Genomic DNA, 23,328 nt, shown 5'->3' with positions numbered 1-23,328 from the left:
CCAACTAAGTGAAATAACCTAAGTGAAAAAATTATGAAACGCCATCATCAAGTTGCTCTATCCGTTCTTACCCTTTGTATCAGTCAACAACTATATGCAGAAACTAATATCGACGTTTCAACGACAGATACAGTCGAAAATTCAGCTGCTAGTGATGAGCCAAACGTGACTTTGGATGCCATTACGGTCACTGCTAACGCCAGAACAGGTACGGCGCTGGCACAAAAAATTAGCGAGATGCCTGCCGTCACGCAGGTAATTACCGAAAATGAGCTGCAGATGCAGGCGACAGGCAATCGTACTACTGGTGACATCTTGGCACAGCTGATTCCGAGCTTGGGTACCAGTAGTGGTTCGACCAGTAACTACGGCACCACCATGCATGGCCGTCCAGTACAGTTTTTGCTAAATGGTGTACCATTAAGCGGTTCACGCAGTCTTTCACGTGAGCTTAACAGTATTGATACGTCACAGCTTGAGCGGGTAGAGGTGCTTTCGGGTGCCACTAGTATCTATGGTGCTGGCGCGTCAGGTGGCCTGATTAACCTTGTGACCAAATCTTTGGTAGGATATGGACCTATCAGACAGACTAGAGTCGGTGTCAGTAGCAGTCGCGATTTTGACTCAGACTCATTGGGCTATCATGTAGGGCAGACATTGGGCTATGGCGGTGAGCGAGTCTACGGTCGCTTAGATGTGGATTACGATACTAAAGGCGGCAAGTTCGATAGTCATGACAATCGCATCAGCCCAGACGTCAATCAAACTGACCAACAAGATACCGAGGCTTTGAGTGTTAATGGTAGCTTAGGTATGGAGCTCACTGATAGCCAACGTCTTGATCTCGCCGTGACTTATTATAAAGATGAGCAGGACACCGACTATGGCCCAGACTATGGTAAGGGTTTAGGTGTATTATTTGGCGAGATACCCTCTCTAAAAGCTATTGACGGCGCCAACGTAGAAAACCAGCCTTATACCGAAAAAAGCTCCGTGAATTTAAATTATAGTGATGATGATTTTGCGGGTTCAGGTTCTAGCTTAAGTGTAACGGGCTACTACAGAAACGAAAAGGGTCGTTTTTATCCTTCAGGTAAAACTGCAGGAGACCAAGCAGCTGAAGTATGGCAGGCAAATGGCCTCACTGATGAAATTGCATTGAAAAAACTAAAGAGCGCTGCAACATTTGTCACTCAATCAGAAGCAGAGATTGAGGTAATGGGTCTGCGTGCAGCGATGCAAACTGAAACCGAAATCGCAGGCAAAAATACCCTATTTAGTTATGGTGTGGATGTCGAACGCGAAAACAGTGAGCAGACCTATTATGGTCAAGATCTAAACACGTTTATTGCTAGTAATGGTTTGAGCGCTCAAACCAACGGATTATCTTACAATGGCGGACCAGATACCACCATCGATAAATGGGGTGCTTTTGTCAATGCAGATGTTGACTTGACCGACAAGTGGCATACCAGTGCTGGTGTGCGTTACCAAAAATTGAAGTCAGAGACTGATACCTTTACGCCCATCTATGAGCAGCTGCTTGAAGAGTATTTTAATAGTGCTGCTATTAGCGGGACAAGTGCAGCTTATGGCATTGACTATCAAGCAGGCGACGTAGAAAAAGGCAACACCGACCATGACAAAGTACTTTTCAATCTTGGTACCAGCTATCAGATAACACCGAAAGATCAATTGTTTGCCAATTTTTCACAAGGTCTTGATACCGCAGATATACAGCGAGCACTGCGTGATGTGCGTGCCGGTTTCGTGGTTAATTCAGACAATGTTCAACCGATTGCAACCAATAACTATGAGTTTGGTTGGCAAGGAAAACACGGTGATACAGCGGCACGCTTGAGCGGTTTTTATAACGAATCAGACAAAACGGTACGCTTTACCAATGACTATACGGTAGAAGTGGTCGATACCGATGAGCGTGTCTACGGCGTAGAAGGCTCATTCAGTCACGATATTAATGAGCAATGGCAAGTGGGTGGCAGTGTCGCCTATACCCGTGGTCAGTACGACAAAGATGGCGATTGGTTGGAGCTCGATGCCGTGCGCTTGACGCCACTTAAAGGCACCGCATTTGCGCAATACAACTTTGATGAAGGCAGTAATGTACGTCTACAAGCGTTAGCAATTGGCGATGATGATAAAGCCTTTAAGGATCAACAGAAAGACCCTGATTCTAGCGCATTGCCAGTGACAGGTTATATGACACTAGACGTTTTGGGACAAGTAAAAATGCCAGTAGGCCGAGTAGACTATGGGGTTTATAACTTACTCAATAAGGATTATCTAACGGTCTATCATCAAACAACTTATGGCGACTTGAATCGTCTACCTGCCTCGGGCACAACTTACGGCTTGAGCTACACTGTAGATTATTAAAGAAGGGTACGATGACATGCCCTACAAATCCTTTACGTTATCTAAAAAGGATTTGATCTAAAGATTTGATATAAGAATTTAAGCCTACCCCCATCAGTTGGATGCAACTGATGGGGGTAATTTTATGGCGTACGCCCTAAATATTCCATTTTTTAATAACTGTATTCTACTTATTACACAACTGCCTCAACAGCGGTAAAAGATTTAATGCTAAAATCGCCAGTCATTATTACCCCAGCCGCTAGTGCCTGTGTAAATGGGCTAATCGCATCATCGATCAAATCATGTATTTGATACCGCGCGTACCAATATTATATTAATAGGAAGCTCTCATGATCGTTTGGCAAAAACCGAATGCATTCAGAATACTTTTTACTTTGCGCGGCTCTGTCATACCCCATATTTACCCCCAAGTTTTGCTGATTACCCTACTAAGTGCCATCATTTCAGCGGTTCAGCATTGGTTTCCAAGCTCTTTTTCCTCTTATGGTGCTGCGCCATTTACCTTGCTTGGTATCGCCTTATCGTTGTTTTTAGGCTTTCGTAACAATGCAAGCTACCAACGCTGGTGGGAAGGTCGGTGTTTATGGGGGCAACTGGTCTATGATGCTCGTAGCTTTACCCGCCAAGTCCTCTCTTTTATAGATGATGAAACTGAGACTGGACGCCACACACAGCAGTCTATGATTCATCTGACGATTGCTTTTACGCACGCACTGCGGCACAGGCTTCGCAAGACGTCTCCATGGGAGGATGTCGAGCGATTTGTAGAGCCGGAGCATCACATTAGTATGCGCCAAGCAGGCAATCTACCCGAGTATCTACTGCGCCTAATGGGTAAAAAGCTCGGATATAGTCGACGCCAGCAGCTATCATCAGATCTTATGATACAGAACATGGATGAGCGTGTGACCTCGATGACGATAGTATTGGCAGCTTGCGAGCGCATTCATAATACGCCTTTGCCATTTGCCTATACCTTACTCGTGCATCGTACCACCTATCTATATTGCTTTATGCTGCCTTTTGGCTTGGCAACATCTTTGGGCTGGGTCACTCCTTTGGTTTGCGGTGTCATTGCCTATACTTTTTTTGGTTTAGATGCACTCAATGAAGAAATTACCGATCCTTTTGGCGTTGCTGCCAATCACTTGCCCCTCACTGCTATATCCCGCACCATCGAAATCAATCTGCTCGAAGCATTGGGAGAGACGGAGCTTCCCCCTGAATTAATGTCTGAAGATGGTTATTTACAGTAAATTAGTTATTATCACTTAGATTGAGCACATGCCTTTGTTAAGCCTGTCATGCTATAAAATATCCAGCGTGACAGGCTTTCTTATATTTTGAGGCTGAGAAATGATTACTGTCTTTTAAATTTATTTAAGACTGAGCATATAAAAGAGAAGGGCTTAATCTCGATAAGTTGAGAAGATAATGATGGTTAATCTTTTGCGGATAACGTTTGAGAGCGATGTTTGGCAGTGATGCTTGAAAAAGCACGCTGAGGCAGCAAAGAAGAGGCGACATCTAAAGAAAAAATGTTATATTTAAGCTCATAAAGACACAGAGTCAGATGAGTTAACCAGACTGTTATTGTTTCAGCTTAAAGGTAAGCAGTCTCAAAAACGATGATAATAATGAAGGAAGGAAAAGTTATGCATATCACGGCAAATTTCGATGCGGGTAATATTGACGTTATTAACTTGGACAATAAAAACAATATTCAGTTGGCGATTCGTCCTGACGTTGGCGAAGAATTTTTTCAGTGGTTTAACTTTCGTCTATCAGGTGAAGTGGGCGAGCAGTATGTGCTGAATATTGTGAATGCAGGGCAGGCATCCTACCTTGCAGGCTGGGAGAATTACCAAGCGGTTGCCTCCTATGATCGGGAGTATTGGTTCCGTCTACCGACCTCTTATACAGATGGCAAGTTGACCATAACGGTAGAGCTTGAATGCGATACCATTCAAATTGCCTACTTTGCCCCGTACAGTTATGAGCGTCATCAAGACTTATTGGCAGCTGTACAAACGCATCCCTTGGTAACCTTAGAACATTTAGGCGAAACGCTGGATAAGCGCGATTTAACCTTAGTTAACATTAGCGATGGCAATAATGAGGTCAATAAACGCAACATTTGGATCACGGCGCGTCAGCATCCGGGCGAAACCATGGCTGAGTGGCTGGTTGAGGGACTATTATATAGCCTCTTAGACAGTGATAACGCTACTGCTAAATTATTATTAGAAAAAGCGAACGTCTATATTGTACCCAATATGAACCCTGATGGTAGTGTGCGTGGACATCTGCGTACCAACGCTATTGGGACGAACTTAAACCGTGAATGGTCCAATCCAAGCTTAGAAAAAAGCCCTGAAGTCTTTCATGTCATTAATAAAATGGAGACGACAGGCGTTGACCTATTTTATGATGTGCATGGTGATGAAGCTTTACCTTATGTATTCTTAGCGGGTTCGCAAGGCACACCAAGTTATAGTGACCGCCTTGCCCGTTTACGCGATAAATTCTCAGACATGTTAAAGATAGCCAGTGCTGATTTTCAGTCCGAAGTTGGCTATGACATTGATGCGCCAGGTACGGCCAACATGACTATCGCAACTCACTGGGTGGCGGAACGTTTTGACTGCCTTGCGAATACTTTAGAGATGCCATTTAAAGACAATGATAATTTACCTTTTGAGGATACAGGCTGGTCGCCAGAGCGTTCTGCTAAACTGGGTGAAGCGTCGCTAGTTGCTATGTTGGCGGTCGTTGATGATTTACGCTAGTGAATAGTTTGATATTATAGTTCGTTGAAAATAAAACGATTATATAAATTTAAACGCGCTACTGGTATAAATGTTACTTACGTGCTGCGTCCCCATAGGCTGCGCAACCTACATTTAAAGACAGCGTCCCAGTAGCGCTATGTTCTTTTTAGAGTATATCGACTATAGTTAAATATTTAGGTTAATTATTTAAAGCTTAATCCTTCCTTATTTAATATCTCTCATTTCTCTTCCGCTATTTTTAATTGGCGTTTAAGTGGCTTGATTCCTTCAAGAACGGCCATCACTGCAGTATAATAGGTTGCTGTGACGACAAGCATGCCTTCTTTTGACCGCTTCTGCTTTGAATTCCGCATTATTGCTCTGCAATTTTTTGGTCATGATACACTCATCATAGAGTGGCTGTTTTACCAAGTTCACCACTACGATTTTTTCAACACGCTCTAATAAATCAGTAAAATATTTGACCCATTGATTTTTCACTCATACGCCTTTAATAATTAATAAGAAGACTTTATTATGCAAACCAAACGTCCACTATATATTCCCTTTGCAGGTCCTGCATTATTAGAAACCCCTTTACTAAATAAAGGCAGCGCTTTTTCATCAGAAGAGCGTGATAGCTTTAATCTGACAGGTTTGCTACCTCATAACATTGAGACGATTGAAGAGCAATCTCTGCGCGCTTATCATCAACTGCGCTCATTCACTAGTGATATGGATAAGCATATTTATCTGCGTAATATACAAGACACTAATGAAACCTTATTTCATCATCTAATTGAACAGCATATTGAAGAGGTCATGCCGCTCATATATACCCCAACGGTTGGTCAAGCATGTGAAAAATTCTCGCAAATTTATCGCCGCAAACGTGGTTTGTTTATCTCTTATCCTGAGCGCCATAAAATCGATGACATGCTGCAAAATGCCACCAAACAAAACGTAAAAGTGATCGTTGTCACCGATGGTGAGCGTATATTAGGCCTAGGCGACCAAGGTATTGGCGGCATGGGAATCCCCATTGGTAAGTTAGCGTTATATACGGCTTGTGGTGGTATTAGCCCAGCTTACTGCTTACCGATTTTGTTAGACGTCGGCACCAATAATCAACAGCTAATTGACGACCCTATGTACATGGGCTGGAGAAATCCACGCATCTCTGGTGATGACTATAATGAGTTTGTAGACTTGTTTATTCAAGCGGTCAAACGTCGCTGGCCAGAGGCATTATTGCAATTTGAAGATTTTGCCCAAGAGAACGCGACGCCATTATTGAATAGATATCGTGACCAATTATGCTGCTTCAATGATGATATTCAGGGTACTGCTGCTGTTTCAGTCGGCACCTTGATTGCAGCGTGTTTAAATAAGGGTCAAAAGCTTAGCGAACAAAAAATAGCGTTTTTGGGTGCAGGATCTGCAGGTTGCGGTATCGCCGAGCATATCATTCGCCAAATGCAGCGTGAAGGGTTAACGGAGGCGCAGGCGCGTAGCCAAGTATTTATGGTGGATCGTTATGGCCTACTTACTGATAGCATGACAGAGCTACAAAAATTCCAAGAACTGTTGGTACAAAAAGAATCGGCCATTGCAAATTGGGATAAAAGTAAGAAGCTTGGTTTAGCCCAAGTGGTGAAACAAGCAAAAATAACGGTATTATTTGGCGTCAGTGGCCAAAAAGGTCTGTTTACCCAAGAGGTGATCGAAACGTTATGTGCTAATACTGAACATCCCATTGTCTTACCGCTTTCAAACCCAACGTCTCGTGTCGAAGCAACGCCACAAGAAGTGACCAATTGGAGCAAAGGTCGCGCAATTATTGCAACCGGAAGCCCTTTTCCTCACACCACTTTTGAAGGTCAGACTTTCGAAGTGTCGCAGTGTAATAACAGCTATATTTTCCCCGGTATTGGCCTAGGAGTGTTAGCCTCACGTGCGACGGGTATCAGCGATAATATGTTAATGGCCGCAAGCCAAGCACTGGCAGATATATCTATGGAATATGAAAAAGCACCAGGTGCAATATTACCGCCAATTAGAGTCATTAGAGAGATCAGTGAAAAAATAGCCTACGCAGTTGCACGACAAGCAATTGAAGATAAATTGGCGCTACCTGTCACGGCAGAGAATTTAGAACGTCAATTACAAGCCAATTTTTGGTTACCAAAATACCGCAACTATCGTCGTACTTCTTTTTAGTAGTCAAAAAGTAGCTGCTAAAAAGCACTCATAATAAAATATAGTCAGTGAAAAATAATATCGAACCATCACACACTGCTGATATCTATTTTTCTTGCTTGCTGTGCCTGCGCAGACAGAGGCGACAAAAAATTGATATCAGCAATACCGTCGCGTTTTTAGGATATTTTGACTATACATATAATAAGGCCAAACGTTACCGTTAAAAGTAGCATTTGGCTTTTTTCATTATTGTGGTAGTCAACTAATTCAGGACGGCTGATAAGAGGGTTTTATTAAAGTGGTGTCTCTCTTCTTCTAGCGCTACTAAGACGAGTTTTGCATTGCCTCAGGTTTTGACATCGAACGCCATAATATATCAAATAATGCATCAAAATTTGCATTGAGCGGGGCATCTGCTTGACGAATCGTTTTCATAATACCGAGACGGCTGATAAACCCCATAAACACGTCAAATAAGATATGCAGTGGAACCGTCTCCACCAGTACCCCTCGCTTTTGACCATCCTCAAGCACGCTCAAAAAAGCATTGATAAGCTCTTTATTATTGTAAATAGCGATGTTATGAAAACGCGCTATCGATACCTTCGATAACACCATCACGGCGTCAGGATGAGTGTCGACAAAATCTAAGCACACCCATAACGTCTTACGCAGACGATCTTCTACGCTATCAATACCTTGCAAATGATCCATCATCCTTGTCGCTAGCCTACCAAGCACTATATCCATAATAGTATAAAGTACCGTTTGTTTATCGCCAAAATACTTATAGAGTGTTTGCAACGAGACGTTTGCAGCCTTAGCAATTTGTATCATCGTAATATCGCTAGCATCACTACTAGCAAAAAGCTGGCGTACGGCTTTCTCTATTTTATCTAAAGTAGCAGGGCGCATATCGGACAATGGCGCTAAGGCTAAAGACTCCGTTTGAGCAGTCAAATTAGCAGAGTTGCTTTTATGTTTGCCACGTTTATTTTTGGCGCTTTTTTTATCAATGTCAGTTTTGCTACTTGCTTGCGCTTTTGAGCGAGTGGTTTTCATATTTAGTATCTCCTTGATAATTCTAGCTTATCAATTTTTAAAACCAGCAGTTAATATTTAGGATAATTATAATTACCATTATAATGAACTCTGTTGCAAATGTAAGATTTATTTTATAAGATAAAAGCAACTAGGCTAGTATTAATATGTATTTTTATAACTTCATAAAAGGTAATATTAATTACTATTTTATAATTTTTTATTATATTATCCGTGTAAGAAGTTTAACATCCATTAAAACTAATACCATATCAAGGAAGACTTTATGACTATCGCCTGTTTTAAACCGAAGTGGATGGATGAAGAAATCGAGATGCTGCATGAGAGTGCGCTAAAAGTGTTTAAAGGTTGGGAAGTGCATGATGAAAAATGGCGTGAGAACGGCATGCTTGACCGCGCAGCTTGGCTAGAAGCTGGCGAGATGGGCTTTTTATGCGCCTCGATGCCAGAAGAATATGGCGGCGCAGGCGGTGATTTTCGTCATGAAGCGGCCCTGATTTATGCACAGTCAGAAGCCAATCAAGCAGGTTTTGGTGGCTTTTTGCATTCAGGAATTGTCGCCCCTTATATTTTGCATCATGGTACCGAAGAGCAAAAGCAGAAATGGCTACCCAAGATGGCGACCGGTGAGCTGATTGGTGCAATCGCGATGACTGAGCCGGGTACAGGCTCTGACTTACAGAATATCAAAACCTTCGCAGTCAAAGACGGTGATGATTATATTATCAATGGCTCTAAGACCTTTATTACTAATGGTCAATTGGGCAATTTAATAATCGTGGCTTGCAAAACGGATAGAGAGCAAGGGGCGAAAGGCGTTTCGCTGATTGTAGTAGAGACGGACAATGCGCCCGGGTTTGAGCGTGGCAAGAAGCTAAAAAAGCTCGGTATGGCGTCACAAGATACCTCGGAGCTGTTTTTTAGTAATATGCGAGTACCACAAAAGAACCTCTTGGGTACGGTTGAAGGTATGGGGTTTATGCAGCTGATGCAAGAGCTGCCGCAAGAGCGTCTCATCGTCGCCTTGGCGGGGGTTGGTGCCATGAAATTGGCGCTGGATCTCACCATTGATTACACCAAAGAGCGCACCGCTTTTGGTAAGCCAGTATGGAGTTTTCAAAACACTCGCTTTAAATTAGCGGAGTGTAACAGTCATTATATCGCTTCAAGTGCGCTATGTGATGCTGCTATTGAATCGCTACTCAAAAAAGAGCTTACCGTGCAACACGCAGCTTTAATCAAATATTGGGTGACCGAAAAGCAGTGTATCGTCATGGATGAATGCGTACAGTTATTCGGTGGTTACGGTTATATGATGGAATACCCCATCGCGCGACTCTACGCTGATGCACGAGTACAAAAAATCTATGGCGGTACCAATGAGATTATGAAAGAGCTGGCCTCACGTTTTATGTAAAAGCGGTTTTTTGATATCAGTACTTTATACCCCTTTTATACCTCTATTTTATATTTATTATTCAGAACGAACTTTCAAGGAAGAAAGTATGAAAAGTATGCTCGGACACATGATGCAACGGCCATTGTTGATTAGCCATTTGATTGAACACGCTGCCAATTACCATGGTGATACACCGATTTATTCGCGTGAGACTGATGGTAGTACGACTCATACTGATTAGAAAACGATACATAATAACAGTAAGCGCATCGCAAACGCTTTAGCCAAGCTGGGCATAGAGCAGGGCGATCGCTTAGCGACCATCGCATGGAATAACCGTCGTCATCTTGAGATATGGTATGGAGTGTCTGGCTCCGGCATGGTATGTCATACCATCAATCCACGTTTATTTCCGCAGCAAATTATCTATGTTGTTAATGATGCTGAGGATCAAGTGCTGTTTTTCGAAAAGACGTTTTTACCGCTAGTGTTAGGAGTTAAAGACCATCTGCACACGGTTAAGCACTTCGTTTGTATGACTACGGTAGATGAAGAGGTCAGAACGCAACTCCCTAATGTCATCTTCTATGATGAGCTGATAGAGGGTGAGTCAAATAACTATGACTGGCTTGAGCTTGATGAAAATGCACCAAGCTCGCTATGCTACACCTCAGGTACCACGGGCAATCCTAAAGGCGTGTTATATACCAATCGGGTGGTGTTCTAAAAAGTATGCTGGCATTAGACGTAACCATAATTGATGTAAAAGAACACCAGATCAAACACTTTGAAGTGATTATCGAGCTTCTTAGAGAAACAACAGGTTTTTCTAACCGCCCGACGCAGTCGGTGTCTAAGACGGCAGTTATTACCTTCAATGCCTACCGTATGAGATTTGCCAACTCGTTTGTGATCAAGTTTAAAGGCGGTTATAAAACTGTCCCAGTTATCCATGCTAATCGAGTCATAGCTGACTTTAAGCTGCTTGAGACGAGCTCTTAACTTCTTAGCCGTTTTTAAGTCACGTTTGCCCCAGACATAAGCGACAATCTCATTAGTAGCGCGATCATAAGCATAAATAAGCCAAACTTTACGCTTTTTGCGATACACGTAAGTCCAGAATTCATCAACCTCTAAGCGTTCATAGTAGCGCTTCTTAGGCGTAATCTTATAAACAGATGAGCCTATAGTACTAAGCACTTTACCAATACTAACTGAGGCTATAATAGCAATATCTCTAACACCGCAGCCTCTAACTGTCATGAGCCGTATAAGCTCTTCCACTTTAGAGTGACAGCCATGATAAGTTAAGGCATGGTCACCAATGAATTGACGTTTGCAGTCCTTACACTGGTAGTTTTGCTTACCATAGCTTTTTATGCCATTTTTCTTTAAACTGGGACTGTGACAGTCGGGGCAGCTGATATCTATTTGTGTCTTCATAACCTCAAATATATCATCTTGCTTTGACTGTCACCCTCCTTTTATCTCCTCAGCATACTTTTTGATACACCACCACCAATCGTAGTACGGTGCTACATAGCTTCGCGGCCAGCTTACCTGATTCAATGAATTTATCGTCACAAGATATCGTGTTGCCTGTAGTACCGATGTTTCATGCCAATGCATGGGGTTTGCCTTATGCGGCTGCGATGATTGGAACATCAGTGGTGCTACCAGGGCCAAATCTAGATGGGCACAGTTTGGCCAATATGATCGATGAGTATAAGGTCAATGTGGCAGTTGGCGTACCGACTATTTGGCAAACCTTACTAGCGGCGGCCAAAGAGACGGGGACTAGGCTGCCTAGCCTTAAACGTAACGTCGTTGGTGGTTCAGCTTGTCCATCGTCCATGATTAAAGCTTTTCGTGATGAGTTTGATTGCGAGACCTTACATGCGTGGGGTATGACGGAGACCAGTCCACTAGGGACCGCCAATCAGCTCAAAGCCAAACATAGCGAGTTATCAGCAGACGATAAGCTAAAGACGCGTCTGTCGCAGGGTCGTCCGCCATTTGGAGTGGAGATTCGTCTTGTTGATAAGGATCAGAACAATAAGCTACTGCCTAATGATGGTAAAACCTCAGGCAATCTACAAATTCGAGGATATTGGATTGTCGATAGTTATTTCAATAGTGCAGAGTCGGCACTTGAGGCTGACGGTTGGTTTGATACGGGTGACATTGCAACCATCAATGAGGACGGTTATCTAAGCATTCGCGACCGTGCGAAAGACTTAATAAAATCAGGTGGTGAGTGGATATCCTCAGTAGAGCTAGAGGATATTGCTATGTCGCATCCGGCGGTGGCTATGGCAGCGGTCATCGGCGCTAAGCATCCAAAATGGGATGAGCGTCCAATAATTATTGCTCAATTAGCAGTTGGCGAGGAGTTAACAGAGGAGGCCTTAATCGCTCATTATGAGGGAAAGCTTGCAAAATGGCAGCTTCCGGACGCCGTAGTCTTTGTAGACACTGTTCCGCTGAATGGCACTGGAAAAATGCTCAAAAAGGATATGCGTGAACAGTATGAAAATCATCTCATTGAGCGCGGTTTGATCGATTAATTAAAGTGAAGCGCTAGTTTCCCTAGTATCAATATATATTTATAAACTCTAAATGGACTTGTTATGAAAACCAGAATCACCGAAATGCTCAATATTAAATACCCTATTATCCAAGGCGGCATGATGTGGGTGGGCACTGCGGACATGGCGGCCGCTGTATCAAATGCTGGCGGTTTAGGCATGGTTACCGCCCTCACGATGCCGACGCCTGAAGCGCTGACCAAAGAGATTGCCCGTTGCCGTGAGATGACGGATAAGCCCTTTGGCGTTAATTTAACCATTTATCCTACTATCAATCCGCCGCCTTACGATGAGTATATGGACGCCATTATCGAAAGTGAGGTCAAGATTTTAGAAACCGCTGGCAATAATCCCAGAGACTTTATGGCAAAACCCAAAGCGGCCAACTTAATTACTATCCATAAATGTGTGTCGGTTCGTCATGCTTTATCTGCTGAGCGCCACGGTGTCGATATAATATCTATTGATGGGTTCGAGTGTGCTGGTCACTCAGGAGAGGAAGATATCGGTGGCTTGGTGCTCATCCCAGCTGCCGTCAAACAGCTATCAATCCCTGTCATCGCCTCTGGCGGTATCGGGCCGCCGCTTTAGTATTGGGTGCAGAAGGCATCAACATGGGCACGCGCTTTTGTGCCACTGTCGAGGCGCCCATGCATGATAATATTAAGCAAGCGTTAGTCAACGCCTCAGAGCGTGATACTCGCCTTATTTTTAGAACCCTAAATAACACGGCCCGCGTCCTCAAAAACGCTATTTCAGATGAAGTTGTCGCCAAGGAGTATCGCGAGGGTGGGGTGGAATTTTCAGAGATTCGTCCACTTGTCACAGGTGCGCGTGGTCAAGCGGCGCTGAATTCAGGAGAGGTTGATGACGGTGTTATCACAGTAGGACAAATCGTCGGCTTGATTGATGATATTCCTACCTGTGCTGAGCTTATTGAATGCATCGTCGCTGATTGTGATGAGCGCTTATCTATTGCCTCAGGTTGGATGAAGTAGATTCTATATCGACACGACTAGGCAGCTTTTTAGGCAATTCAAACTTGCCAGAGTCAATCAGTGTGTCTTCTACTTTACGAATGATACGGCTAGCAGAAGACTCATGAATACCAAAGTCCATACTGATATGATAAAGCGTGCGGTATTCACGCCAATAAGTCAGGGCGAGTAGTATCTGCTCCTTAAGACTGAGCACACTTGGTCTGCCTGATTTGGTCTTAGATGCTTCATGCTTTTGCATGGCATCAAGCATGTCATAAAAGGTGGCTTTATGAATGCCTGTGTAGCGTTTAAAACCAGCGTCACTTTGTTTGAGTAGCTTATCTATGTTTGGCATATCTATTAAGTAAGTAGAGTTCAATAATATACGTTGTGTCTTACAACTACTTTTGCAAGAGGTCTAGTATATCACCAAGACTATAAAACAAGATTTACAGCCATCAGCGATATCATTGGCTATATTGAGCTGTACTACAACCAAACGAGGATTCAAAAGGGTTTGGGTTATAAATCGCCAAGACAGGTGTGGTTTGATTATTATCGTCAGGCTGCGTAACTAAAATCTCCCAAGTTTAAGTCTACGGGATTGACGGCAGGGGTCAACTTGAGCTTATGTATCAGCTATCTTAAAATTTAATTAACTTGCCATTGGTTAAAATCTTCTAGCGTGGCTTGTAAAATTGCCTCTTTATCACAAATGGCTGTGCCTTCTGCTCGAATCAAGGTGCGTTTTTTAAAGCCCATTTTTGCAAACATCATATCCAAATAACGGTAAGCAAATTCCATTTGTTGGCATTCTTTATCCAATGAGAACATCGACCCACTAATTTGTAGAAACAACACGGCTCTATTATCGGTCAATAAAGGTTCAATTTTACCTGCCTCGCTGTACTGGAAAGTCTCTCGTGGCATCAACACCATATCCATATAATCTTTGAGTCGAGCAGGGATATTGTAGTTATACATCGGATAGATAATAACGATTTTTTGATGCGCTTTAAACTGCTGTAACATCGCTTGCCGAGTGTCGGCGATAGCTTGCTCCGCCACACTCAAAGCCTCCCCTGCTTTTTGTTTATAAATGACCGTTAGGGTTGCCTCATCCAAGGTAGGTAAATCCATGTCATTTAATGGCAAATAGGTTGTGCTTTCAGCAAATTGCTGTTTGATTTGTTGTAGTAACTGAGCCGAAAATGACTCAGTATGGGCATTGATTGTGGTATCAATGACAAGCGTTTTCATGGTTTTATACCCCATTTTTATTGGTTTAATTTGGCTAGCACATTTTCTGCCAAGTCTTGCAACGTTTCTTTGACAGGGCGTTTGGTAGGCTTTAAATTAATGGTGACATGAGATAAGCCTTGTTCTTTCTGCTCTTGCCAAAATTCCAGCAAACTATGTGACCCGCCTCGTAGATAAATATTGCGAGATAATTGAGCAGGCTCATTCGGATTCTCACTAAGTTCGACAAAATTGGCATAACCAAAAGGATGCCAAGCGTCATCTTGATTTAAATCCGCCAAGGTTTGCACGATATTTTTGGTATCTTTTGGGTTTACCCCATGCCAAATCCACGCATCGGCAGTATTAGCAAGCCAATCTAGTTCCTGTCTGGCACGACCAATAGCAACCATCGGTAAGCGTTGTTCAAGGGTAGGGATAAAGCCAATATTGCCTGTTAAATCCCCATAATGTTGCCCTTTAAACTGCGGAAATTTTTGGGTGGTTAAGGCACGAATCATGTCCCAACTTTCTCGAAAACGCTCGGCACGATTGTCAAAGTTTTGCTGAAACACAGGGTATTCCACAGGTCTATCGCCACTCGACATCCCCAAAATAAAGCGATTATTGCTTAATACTGCCGTACTTGCTGAGGCTTTGGCGATATGAATGGGACTCCGCAAAGGTGCAACGATGCCTGCTGAACCTATCGCAATTCGTTGGGTTTTCGCAGTCAAATAGCCCATGGCAACCATGGGGTCAAATGCTTGTCCAACATCGCCAAAACTTGGGTCATAAAATGGCACATCTCGCAACCATAGTGCAGAAAATCCAAGCTGTTCTGCTAAGACAGCGGTTTCCCCAAAGTCTTCTAAGCTCGGAATCGGACTATTGGGATAGCCTTTAAACGGGGCAATCAATCCCAAGGTGAGTTTATCCGCTTGAAACACCTCACTAAATGCAGGGTGATTGGCAAGATGAGGGGGTAGTTGTTTTTGTTGCGGGGTTATATTTTCATTCGTCTGAGCGGTGTGAAATAATTGGCTATTGTCTTGTCCAAGAACAGAGAGGTTTGGTACAGCAGTTTGTGAGCTTGTGGTCATGGGAGTCACTCCGTTAAATTAAGCATTAAAAAATATAGCCCTAGTATAATGCTTTTATTTTTAATGATAATTGGGGTAAAATTAGAAACAGTTTTGCTTTTTTTGCAAAAATATGTTTATTCAAAAATACACTTAACTGCTAACAAACCCATGACCATCAATTACTTCTATGCCCTCACTATTTTTCACCATGTGGCGAATACTAATAGCTTTACTGCCACGGCAAGTCAGCTTGGGCTGGCGGTGTCGTCTGTCACTCGGCAAATTGATAACTTAGAACAATCCTTGCAAGTTAAGCTATTGAATCGCTCAACCAGACATTTGGATTTGACCCATGCAGGGATGCGTTATTTACAACAGACCGAGCCGATATTAGCTGAATTACAACAGGTAAATGAAGCGATTAAAGAGGAGCAAATTGAACCACAAGGGCGATTGTGCCTTACTTTTCCCAGTTCCTATGGGATTGAAAAAATCGCCCCATTGCTTGCCGAATTTGCCCATTTATACCCAAAAATTGAATTGGAGCTATTTGCCAGTGATGAATTTGTAGATTTATTTAATGAGAAATATGATGTAGGGGTGCGGTTAGGGCGTGTGGAGGATGACCGCTTGGTAGCAAAATTTATTGCCTCTCAGCAACGGCTGTTATGTGCCAGTCCCGATTATCTACGATTGCATGGAACACCACAAATACCGTCACAATTAGCCGAGCATAATTGTTTGCCGTTTATGTATCAAGGCTATGCGTCAAAGTGGTATTTCCATCAAACGGGTAAAACGCAAAGTTTGCGGGTGACAGGGAATTTGATGGGTAATAATATAGAAATGCTGAAACAAGCCACGCTTGATGGACAAGGGATTAGCCATTTACCTAATTGGCTGATTGAGAAAGCGTTGCAGTCTGGGGCGTTGGTACAGGTGTTGTCTGATTGGCAAGTGACCCCGTCTTTGGCGACAGATGACGGGATTTATTTGGTGTATCCGCCCACTAGCCGTAATGTGGTAAAAATTGGCGTGTTGGTGAATTTTTTAGCACAGCGTTTGATAGGTTAAACTGTAGATGGTGATATTGTGAAAAGCAGTAGAATATTATGCGTATCTAATTTAGGGAGGGTTTTCTTCATAAAAGTAGTCTATCATAGTGCTTATCTACTACAGCCCCTTAATTACTACAAAGGTCAAAGTATCAAGATAGTATCAAAAAATTAATTACATCCATGCAGTCACATAAATTTTAGACAATAAAAAACCCTTACAAGCCAATGCCTGTAAGGGTTTGAATTTGGTGGGCCCAGTATCAACCATATTTAAATATTAACTTATTGATTTTAATGTCTTTATTCGTAAATATTTCTGCTTATACCAACGGTTATACCAACAATTGAATCGAATTATAGATTGATTTTCCAATCAATACTGCAGTAAGTTTGGTCTTAAAATTAATTGTTGTTTATTGTTAAATATAGGTAATATGCTAATTGCAGAATATAACTTATTCTAACTGTATCTTAATATCATTCAGATAATATGTGGGGAAGTAAAATACTAGGAAATCGTGTATATATTCTTACCCCACAGTGGCAAGCAGTTAGGAAGGTGTTTCCTATATTAGTGAGAATTCAATATTCCAACGTCCAGCTTCATTATATTCACCTTTAGCATTCAACTTAAAATATCGGTTTTTATTAGTATCTGAGGTTAGTTGATAGGTTACACCACATTGCGAGTTTAAGCATTGCGCGATAAAGGTACGATTGGTTGCTCTTGGTTCAAACCCCGATATTAATAGCGTCACCTAAGAAAAATAAATTTCATACTCCAGCCCTCTACACTATATAGATAATAGCATATAGAGCTTTTATAACTTATCAGAGTAAGGTTGATTCATGGCATATGCAGATATTGACGATATTTTAAACACCATAATATTGAGGAGTTTACTACCTAATAAGTTATAGTTTTAATAAGAACTTGATCTACTTGAGCGTTAACTATTTCTAGTATCTATCTCAATTTTGAGCATAGCTAGACTATAAAACTGACGACATCAGTGTATTTATAAAGATTCTAATGCTTGCTGGCATGCTTGAGCTAAATAAGGGTCAATACTGTCCTGTTTAAGCAGCCATTTAATATAGCCAGTACCTTCAGAGCTAGCAGCTAAATCTGCAATAGCCTCACCCTTGTGCTTACCAAAGCTTAAATGCGTGGGTATACGCGCCATTTCACTAAATTCATATAAGCTTTCCACATCATTTATCTCATGACCTTGGCTATTAGCTAAATCAATCAGACTACCAAGCACCAGCTCAGTGAAGTAAATATCAGCAATGGCAGCATGTGCATCTCTTGCTTGAGCGCGCGCTATATAACGGTGAAAGTAATAGAGGAGGTATACTAGCTTATGACTCTCAAGCGTAGGAAGCAGGTAGTTAGCCATCGCATTAGTACATATCAGATTAGGAGTATGGGTCACGCCAGCATTTTTCAGAACGGTCATATCAAAATCAATATTATGACCAATCAAGTACTCAACACTGTTAGATAGTCTAAAATCAGTATGAGGCGGCTCATCTGCCACATCCTCATCACAGATATGTGATATTGCCATAGAGCCCAAGCTGATTTCTTTTAGAGGATTAAAGCGCTTCGCTCTTGGTGCTTGCAATACAGTCACCTTGGAAAGTACCCTAAGCATGCAAGATAGAACCTTAATATGTGGTTGCTCCAAATATGAGGTTACTCACTTTTCAAGATATTTCACCATTTAAAAATTATTATTACGTTTTTTAGTAAACGGCTAAACTCAAGCTTCAGAAATTGTTAATCTATTTCGGGCTTACTAATCGCGCGCCATAATATAATGAACAGCTCATCGAAGTTATCATTCAGAGGAGCTGGGTTTCTCCGTATAATATGCATTAATCCTAAGCGGCTAATAAAGCCTATAAACACATCAAATAAAGTAAATAAAGGCACCGTATCATTCAATATGCCTTGTTCCTGCCCATCTCTCAACACCTGTAAATAAGAATCAACTAACTCTTTATTATCATAAATGGCAATTTCGCGATAACGCGAAACTGGCACTGCTGTGGACAATACCATCATAGCATCTGGGCTTTTATCAATAAAATCGAAAAATACCCAAAGAGTTTTACGAAGGCGATCTTTAACACTATCAATACCTTGCAAATGATCAATCATACGGATCGCTAAACGTCCTAACACTCTATTTAAAATAGTGTAAATGATGGTTTGCTTGTCCCCAAAATAATTATACAAAGTTTTTAATGACATATTTGCTGCATTTGCTATCTGTATCATGCTCACTTCGGAGGGATCATGATTTGAAAATAACAACAGCACTGCTTTTTCAAGTTTGTTTAAGGTTGCTGGTCGCATAGCTGATATTGGTTTTAATTGTTTGTTCCTCAGTTTACTCTTCAAAGCCTTGCCTGCCATTTTCACATTCTCCAATTCATAGTTTGCATTTTGTTATCCTCTAATTTTTCTATTAGCCTGTATATAAATCGCCGATTGAACAAGTTTGCTATTTAGAAAAATATCTCCTGAATAAAGTATATGAGGATAATCTATATTATCTTTATTGTATAATTGATTGCAATATGTATTGCAACTGCATAATATAATTCCTACAAACCTTATTTAATAAGTTTTTATAGGTTATATAAAATGATAATATTTATTATCATTATTTTATATAATGCGATTATGAAATATGAAAACCAGTATTTTGAAGGTTTTCAAACACACTAAACTAGGAAAGGAAGCCATGACCATGTTAATGACAGAAGAGCAGAAAATGGCCACTGACGGCTTGCGTAAAGTTCTGGATAATGAAATTGAACCAAAGCTGCGTGCTCACGGAGAAGGTTTCATTCCTAAAGAGATGTTAAAAGGCTTTGTTAAGACTTTGACAGAATACGGCCTAATCAAAGCGCCCTTTCCTGAGAGGTGGGGTGGTTTAGGCTTGGATTGGGTGACGCACTTGTTACTTTGGGAAGAAGTGGGTGTTAGCTCAATAGATTTGGCATTACCTATCCTAATTAATGTTTCTGGCGCTGATCTGTTGATTAGAAATGCTCCAGAGCATATCAAAGAAAAGTATGTGCCGGGTCTGCTTTCAGGTGATTTGTTTATAGGCATCGGGATATCTGAGCCTGACGCAGGGTCTGATGTAGCTGCCGCAAGGACTCGAGCAGTGCGTGATGGCGACGACTGGATTATCAATGGAGAAAAAACCTGGATCTCAAACGGCGAGCATATGGATATCTTTATATGCACATGCAAAACTGCTGAGGGCGAATTGACCCATATTTTGGTAGATATGACCACATCAGGCATTGAAGTACGCGGTATTAAAAAAATGGCTTTAAATGGTCAGTCAACGGCACAAGTATTTTTTGGTGATGTGCGAGTCCCTGTGAGCAATACTATTGGTGAATTGGGCTCTGGGTTGAAGAATACGCTTGTGACTTTTGAACGTGCGCGCTGTCATATGGCAGCTTGGGGTTACTCTATTGCTCGTAGATCAATGGAAGAGTCTATTAAGTATAGCCAAGAGCGTTTCCAACACGGCAAGTTGATCGCGGGTCATCAATTAATAGCGGATAAAATCGCTGATATGGCTACTAAAATAGATGCCTCTAGATTACTAACGCTAAGAGCCGCCACTATGATCGATCATGGTATACGTTGTGATAAAGAGTGTGCGATGGCTAAATGGTATAGCACCGAAATGGCGGTCAAAGTTTGCCGTGATGCTGTGCAGATTCATGGCGGCAATGGCGTTACCAAAGAGTATATTGTTGAACGTTTAGCTCGAGAAGCAATTATTGGCACCATCCCCGATGGCACTACTGAAATCCAAAAGTTATTGATAGCGCGTTCGCTGACTGGTATTCAAGCCTTTAGATAAATTTACTCGACGCAATAGTGTCCCAATAAGAGAAAGTATGGGTAAAACAAAGCTGAGTTTTTTAATCAACTAGTAATAAATAGTACTGAGTCAGTAGCCAGTCAGCAAGTTGTAAGGAACATGCTTAATCGACCTAAACCGTGGGTTAATGCATAACAATTAGCTTGACCTGAACGATTAGACTGATTTTAACGATTAAAAAACTCTTAGTATCTGGTTTATTGATGTATGCCAAGGAGAGGCCATCATGTTTAGTACCATTGCTATTATCATAACTTTACTGTTATTGATGTTCTTTGCTTATCGTGGATATTCTGTGTTGATTTTGGCGCCGATATTGGCAGTGTTAGCCGTATTTTTATCAGGTGATTTTTTAAGCAGTATCCCTGCTTATACCGATATATTTATGGGTGGATTAAGTGGATTCTTACTCAAGTTTTTCCCAATATTTTTATTAGGTGCTATGTTTGGGCGCTTAATGGGAGATTCGGGAGCGGCCACAGTCATTGCTAATGCGATCGTCAAGAAGTTAGGGTCAAGCAAAGCTATTCTAGCCATTATTTTAGTATGTGCATTATTAACTTATGGTGGGGTATCTGGTTTTGTTGTAGTATTTGCTATCTATCCGGTAGCCAAGAACTTATTCAAGATTGCAGATATTCCTAAGCGTCTAATCCCAGCAGCGATTTCGGTAGGGTCTTTTACTTTTACCTTGACGGCACTGCCAGGTACACCTGCTATTCAAAACGCTATTCCTATTCCTTACTACAATACCAATCTTTTTGCCGCTCCTATCTTAGGTGTTATCGGCGGGATAATTATGTTCGTGCTGGGTTGGTGGTGGGTACAGTCACGAGCAAACAAAGCTAAATCGGCTGGTGAAGGTTATGGTCAGCATAAGGATGGTTTCGAAGGGGGGTATTAATGTTGCGAAAAGTGATATTTCTCAAAATAATACCACTCAAGGCGAAGAGTTCGTAACGGGTCATACAGTTAAGGAAAAAGCCCCAATTTCATTTACGATGGTTATCATACCGCTGATATTGGTTATTGGGATTAATGCGTTACTGGTTTACGCTATCTTTCCTTCGATTGACTTCAGTGCGCTACAGACTCAGTTCCCTGATCTGAATATTGCTGGCTCATTAGGATTATGGTCTATTATTATCTCGTTAGTTATTGCCTGTTTGGTCTTGATTATAATGCGAGTTGGGCATTGGCACAATCTACAAAAAACTATTAATAATGGTACGTATGACTCCATGTTACCTATTTTCAATACCGGCTCTGAAGTAGGGTACGGTGCTGTCATTGCTTCGTTAGCAGGCTTTATCATTATTCGCGACAGTATTTTAAATATAAGTCCTAATAATCCATTAATTTCAGAAGCTATAGCCATGACGACGTTGGCAGGAATTACTGGTTCATCGTCTGGCGGTTTAAGCATTGCCTTAGCGACTCTAGGTGAAGATTATCTACGCATGGCCGTCTCAGCAGGTATTGATCCAGAGCTGATGCATCGAGTCGCCGTTATGGCCTCCGGCGGTCTAGACAGTCTGCCGCATAATGGTGCTGTAATTACTATGCTAGGTATTTGTGGTCTTACTCATAAGCAGGCTTATCTCAACGTGGCGGCGGTTACTATTGCTATCCCGATAATTGCCATCATTGCTGTTATTACCTTAGGAACTGTCTTTGGTTCATTCTAAGCAGCTTGATTAATTATGAGATGTTTACTTAATGATAAATAATAACCAAATATTAATAGAGACATATGCTGCCAATACGCATACCAATAATAGCGCTTTCAAAATTAACGTTCGATAGGAGAACCATACATGAAATTACATATGGAAAATAACGCTTTAGAATTTAAACAAGTAGGGCCAGCGGCTTGGATTACCTTGAATAGACCTGCCGCTATGAACGCCATTAATCTTAATATGATAGATAAGTATGAAGAGCTACTGCCAAAGATTGCTGAAGATAGCAGTGTGAAAGTATTGGTCATTACCGGTAATGGTACAGCCTTTTGTGCGGGTGCGGATCTTAAAGAAATCTTAGTCTCAAACGATGGCCCTGCAGGCGAAGCAGATTTCATTGATCGCTTAACCGTTAACGTGCTTGATGTACTACGTAACTTCCCTAAGCCAGTTATTGCAGCTATTAACGGTATTACTATGGCCGGTGGTTTAGAGACTGCTATGTGTGCGGATATTGTGATAGCTGCAGACAGCGCGCGCATAGGGGACGCTCATGCTAATTATGGCGTCTATCCAGGAGCTGGTGGTGCGGCAGTATTACCAAGATTAATTCCACTTAATGTTGCAAAGTATTTACTTTTCACTGGCGAAACCCTTTCTGCAGAAGAAATGAGAGGCTATGGCTTCGTTAATAAAGTTGTTAGCCCCGATAGCTTGCAAGAAGAAGTGCAAAAACTAGCAGAATTAATAGCGGAAAAAAGCCCTATAGCGCTAAAAAGAATGAAAGTAGTTGCTAATGCCAGTGCAGACAAATCGCGTGATGATGCGTTGCAACAGGAGCAAGTGTTGTTCCGTGCTCATATGCGCTCTTACGATATGCAAGAAGGTCTCACCGCGTTCAGTGAAAAGCGTAAACCAGAGTTTCGCGGCTATTAA

At 41.8% G+C, this 23,328-nt stretch carries 16 protein-coding genes and 5 pseudogenes; 13 read left to right on the top strand and 8 right to left on the bottom strand.

Annotated elements, in window-relative coordinates; all coding sequences use genetic code 11:
- The first annotated feature begins 33 nt into the window (after window positions 1–33).
- The 3 genes from CXF65_RS14825 to CXF65_RS14815 all read left to right on the top strand — a co-directional run bounded on the left by CXF65_RS14825 (window position 34) and on the right by CXF65_RS14815 (window position 5,189).
- The gene (locus CXF65_RS14825; protein ID WP_101212857.1) at window positions 34–2,397 is read left to right on the top strand and encodes a TonB-dependent receptor; all 2,364 of its coding nucleotides are present in this window, start codon (window positions 34–36) and stop codon (window positions 2,395–2,397) included.
- A gap of 332 nt (window positions 2,398–2,729) precedes the next feature.
- Window positions 2,730–3,656, top strand: coding sequence for a bestrophin family protein (locus CXF65_RS14820; RefSeq protein WP_025650724.1), 927 nt, complete (start codon window positions 2,730–2,732; stop codon window positions 3,654–3,656).
- 399 nt (window positions 3,657–4,055) lie between these two features.
- Window positions 4,056–5,189 (top strand): M14-type cytosolic carboxypeptidase, encoded by a 1,134-nt coding sequence (locus CXF65_RS14815; protein ID WP_101212855.1) that lies wholly within the window; start codon window positions 4,056–4,058, stop codon window positions 5,187–5,189.
- A gap of 270 nt (window positions 5,190–5,459) precedes the next feature.
- Here the strand turns inward: CXF65_RS14815 and CXF65_RS14810 are convergent, their stop codons facing one another.
- Window positions 5,460–5,672: a hypothetical protein gene (locus tag CXF65_RS14810; protein WP_025650721.1), complete on the bottom strand. Its 213-nt coding sequence runs from the start codon at window positions 5,670–5,672 to the stop codon at window positions 5,460–5,462.
- 36 nt (window positions 5,673–5,708) lie between these two features.
- Here CXF65_RS14810 and CXF65_RS14805 point away from each other — a divergent pair, with 36 nt between their 5' ends.
- A complete protein-coding gene (locus CXF65_RS14805) occupies window positions 5,709–7,391 on the top strand; it encodes an NAD-dependent malic enzyme (RefSeq protein WP_101212853.1) in 1,683 nt (560 codons plus the stop codon).
- 306 nt (window positions 7,392–7,697) lie between these two features.
- Here CXF65_RS14805 and CXF65_RS14800 read toward each other — a convergent pair whose 3' ends face one another.
- On the bottom strand, window positions 7,698–8,435 hold the full coding sequence (locus tag CXF65_RS14800) for a TetR/AcrR family transcriptional regulator (RefSeq protein ID WP_025650719.1): 738 nt from the start codon (window positions 8,433–8,435) through the stop codon (window positions 7,698–7,700).
- 265 nt (window positions 8,436–8,700) lie between these two features.
- On the opposite strand from CXF65_RS14800, the gene CXF65_RS14795 reads away from it, so the two are divergent.
- Together CXF65_RS14795 and CXF65_RS14790 are read left to right on the top strand one after the other, a co-directional pair.
- Complete coding sequence (locus CXF65_RS14795; RefSeq protein ID WP_025650718.1) at window positions 8,701–9,852, top strand: acyl-CoA dehydrogenase family protein; 1,152 nt, start codon at window positions 8,701–8,703, stop codon at window positions 9,850–9,852.
- Window positions 9,853–9,949: 97 nt separating this feature from the next.
- Window positions 9,950–10,549: pseudogene (locus CXF65_RS14790) on the top strand (AMP-binding protein); the annotation flags it as partial.
- Window positions 10,550–10,575: 26 nt separating this feature from the next.
- Here the strand turns inward: CXF65_RS14790 and CXF65_RS14785 are convergent.
- The gene (locus CXF65_RS14785; RefSeq protein ID WP_101212851.1) at window positions 10,576–11,277 is read right to left on the bottom strand and encodes an IS1 family transposase; all 702 of its coding nucleotides are present in this window, start codon (window positions 11,275–11,277) and stop codon (window positions 10,576–10,578) included.
- 74 nt (window positions 11,278–11,351) lie between these two features.
- Here CXF65_RS14785 and CXF65_RS14780 point away from each other — a divergent pair.
- Together CXF65_RS14780 and CXF65_RS14775 are read left to right on the top strand one after the other, a co-directional pair.
- Window positions 11,352–12,401 (top strand): annotated as a pseudogene (locus tag CXF65_RS14780) (AMP-binding protein); the annotation flags it as partial.
- A 63-nt stretch (window positions 12,402–12,464) separates the two neighbouring features.
- Window positions 12,465–13,420: pseudogene (locus CXF65_RS14775) on the top strand (NAD(P)H-dependent flavin oxidoreductase).
- Here the strand turns inward: CXF65_RS14775 and CXF65_RS14770 are convergent.
- Window positions 13,395–13,781 (bottom strand): helix-turn-helix domain-containing protein, encoded by a 387-nt coding sequence (locus tag CXF65_RS14770; protein ID WP_157824086.1) that lies wholly within the window; start codon window positions 13,779–13,781, stop codon window positions 13,395–13,397. The pseudogene CXF65_RS14775 and the gene CXF65_RS14770 overlap by 26 nt on opposite strands.
- Before the next feature lie 24 nt (window positions 13,782–13,805).
- Here CXF65_RS14770 and CXF65_RS14765 point away from each other — a divergent pair.
- Window positions 13,806–13,976, top strand: a pseudogene (locus CXF65_RS14765) (IS3 family transposase); the annotation flags it as partial.
- 77 nt (window positions 13,977–14,053) lie between these two features.
- Here the strand turns inward: CXF65_RS14765 and CXF65_RS14760 are convergent.
- Window positions 14,054–14,662, bottom strand: coding sequence for an FMN-dependent NADH-azoreductase (locus CXF65_RS14760; protein ID WP_157824085.1), 609 nt, complete (start codon window positions 14,660–14,662; stop codon window positions 14,054–14,056).
- A 17-nt stretch (window positions 14,663–14,679) separates the two neighbouring features.
- The gene (locus CXF65_RS14755) at window positions 14,680–15,744 is read right to left on the bottom strand and encodes a TIGR03571 family LLM class oxidoreductase (RefSeq protein ID WP_101212842.1); all 1,065 of its coding nucleotides are present in this window, start codon (window positions 15,742–15,744) and stop codon (window positions 14,680–14,682) included.
- 150 nt (window positions 15,745–15,894) lie between these two features.
- On the opposite strand from CXF65_RS14755, the gene CXF65_RS14750 reads away from it, so the two are divergent.
- A complete protein-coding gene (locus CXF65_RS14750; protein ID WP_198552024.1) occupies window positions 15,895–16,800 on the top strand; it encodes a LysR family transcriptional regulator in 906 nt (301 codons plus the stop codon).
- A gap of 1,003 nt (window positions 16,801–17,803) precedes the next feature.
- Here CXF65_RS14750 and CXF65_RS14745 read toward each other — a convergent pair.
- Both CXF65_RS14745 and CXF65_RS14740 read right to left on the bottom strand, forming a co-directional pair.
- On the bottom strand, window positions 17,804–18,445 hold the full coding sequence (locus CXF65_RS14745) for a DNA polymerase III subunit epsilon (RefSeq protein ID WP_101212840.1): 642 nt from the start codon (window positions 18,443–18,445) through the stop codon (window positions 17,804–17,806).
- A 125-nt stretch (window positions 18,446–18,570) separates the two neighbouring features.
- Complete coding sequence (locus CXF65_RS14740) at window positions 18,571–19,212, bottom strand: TetR/AcrR family transcriptional regulator (protein ID WP_101212838.1); 642 nt, start codon at window positions 19,210–19,212, stop codon at window positions 18,571–18,573.
- A 331-nt stretch (window positions 19,213–19,543) separates the two neighbouring features.
- Between CXF65_RS14740 and CXF65_RS14735 the strand changes: the two genes are divergently transcribed.
- The 3 genes and pseudogenes from CXF65_RS14735 (at window position 19,544) to CXF65_RS14725 (ending at window position 23,328) form a co-directional block, all read left to right on the top strand.
- Window positions 19,544–20,689 (top strand): acyl-CoA dehydrogenase family protein, encoded by a 1,146-nt coding sequence (locus CXF65_RS14735; RefSeq protein ID WP_101212836.1) that lies wholly within the window; start codon window positions 19,544–19,546, stop codon window positions 20,687–20,689.
- Between the two features lie 247 nt (window positions 20,690–20,936).
- A pseudogene (locus CXF65_RS14730) lies at window positions 20,937–22,398 on the top strand (GntP family permease).
- Between the two features lie 129 nt (window positions 22,399–22,527).
- Window positions 22,528–23,328 carry an enoyl-CoA hydratase/isomerase family protein gene (locus tag CXF65_RS14725; protein ID WP_228706538.1) on the top strand — a complete coding sequence of 267 codons (801 nt, stop codon included), beginning with the start codon at window positions 22,528–22,530 and terminating at the stop codon, window positions 23,326–23,328.

The sequence above is a fragment of the Psychrobacter sp. Sarcosine-3u-12 genome (genome assembly GCF_002836005.1).
GTDB classification, from domain to species: Bacteria; Pseudomonadota; Gammaproteobacteria; order Pseudomonadales; family Moraxellaceae; genus Psychrobacter; species Psychrobacter okhotskensis.
Note: the sequence above shows the minus strand (reverse complement) of the source record. Positions and strands in the feature narration are given on the sequence as shown.